General features: G+C 66.1%; 1 protein-coding gene and 1 tRNA gene. Both read left to right on the plus strand.

Annotated elements, in window-relative coordinates:
* A tRNA-Asp gene (locus AC3AYF_RS17710) sits at positions 1 to 77 on the plus strand.
* A gap of 342 nt (positions 78 to 419) precedes the next feature.
* A partial coding sequence (locus AC3AYF_RS17715) for a 2,4-dienoyl-CoA reductase FMN-binding domain-containing protein (protein ID WP_487780110.1) occupies positions 420 to 1,790 on the plus strand: 1,371 nt, incomplete at its 3' end.

Here is a 1,790-nt window from a genome sequence, read left to right on the forward strand (position 1 = left end):
GGACCGGTAGTTCAGTTGGTTAGAATGCCGGCCTGTCACGCCGGAGGTCGCGGGTTCGAGTCCCGTCCGGTCCGCCATCGACGTCTACTGCTTCAATCGGTATCTCTCGCCATCCCGTTCGCGATGGCTCCTGCAGGCGCCAAGCCTCTTTCATTGCCCGACTCCATCCTGCTTCGCCTTTGCTGTGATTCACGGCCCTCTGACTCGTCGTTCCGTTCCGATGTCGCCTGGCGGTGGAAATACCGCTTTGGTGCAATGGCTCTCGGCGGCGGTTTCGTTACACTGATGTTCATACGCGCGTTTGAAAGCCGCTGCCGGCGGTGAGCGCCCCGACATGAGTGGATTCGATCGTGACGTACTTCCCCAATCTCTTTCGCCCGTTGCGGGTAGGTTCGCTGACGCTGCGCAATCGCCTGGTGATGGGTTCGATGCATACCAATCTGGAAGAAGCGCCGGAAGGTTTCGAGCGTCTGGCGGCGTTCTATGCCGAGCGGGCTCGCCACGGCGTCGGCCTGATCGTCACTGGCGGTATCGCCCCCAACGCGGAAGGGGCGGTCTTTCAGGGGGCCGCCAGGCTCACCGACGAGGTCGAGGCCGACCAGCACCGGCCGGTGGTGGAGGCGGTCCATGAGCAGGGGGCCCATATCTGCCTGCAGATCCTGCATGCGGGCCGCTATGCCTACTCCCCGGATCTGGTGGCGCCCTCGGCGATCGCCGCACCGATCAACCGGTTCGTGCCGCGGGCGTTGAGTGGCGACGAGGTCGAACGCCAGATCGAGGATTTCGTGCGCTGCGCCAGGTTGGCGCAGCGCGCGGGGTATGACGGCGTCGAGATCATGGGCTCGGAAGGTTACCTGATCAATCAGTTCCTGTGCCGCCGTACCAACCATCGCGACGATGCCTGGGGTGGCGACGCGCCGCATCGCAGCCGGTTCGCGCTCGAGATCGTGCGCCGGGTCCGCGAAGCCTGCGGTACGGACTTCCTGCTGATCTTCCGGCTGTCGATGATCGATCTGGTCGAGGATGGCAGCACCTGGGACGAGATCGTGGCGCTGGCGCTGGCGGTCGAGCAGGCCGGGGCGGATGTGATCAACAGCGGGATCGGCTGGCACGAGGCGCGGGTGCCGACCATCGTGACCAGCGTGCCGCGCGCCGCCTTCGTGGCCGTCGGCCGGGCGGTACGCGAGGCGATCTCGATACCGCTGATCGCGACCAACCGCATCAACATGCCGGCGGTGGCGGAGACCGTACTGGCCGGCGGGCATGCCGACCTAGTCTCCATGGCGCGCCCCTTTCTGGCCGATCCGGCATGGGTGGCCAAGGCCGAGCAGGGCCGGGTCGACGAGATCAATACCTGCATCGCCTGCAATCAGGCCTGTCTAGATCACACCTTCAAGGGCAAGTGGACCTCCTGCCTGGTCAACCCCCGCGCCTGTCACGAAACGGAGCTGACGCTGTCGCCGGCCGCGACTTCCAAGCGGGTCGCCGTGGTCGGAGCGGGCCCGGCGGGGCTGGCCGCGGCCACGGCCTGCGCCGAGCGCGGGCATCGAGTGACGCTGTTCGAGCGTGATCCGGAGATCGGCGGCCAGTTCCGGTTGGCACAGCGCATCCCCGGGAAGGAGGAGTTCGCCGAGACGCTGCGTTACTTCTCGACCCGGTTGGCGCTGCTTGGCGTGGAGCTGCGCCTCAACGCGGAAGCCGGTGTCCAGCAGTTGCAGGATTTCGACGAGATCGTCATCGCCACCGGTGTCAGGCCTCGCGAACTCGAACTGGAGGGGATCGATCACCCC

Source organism: Salinicola sp., from assembly GCF_982684285.1.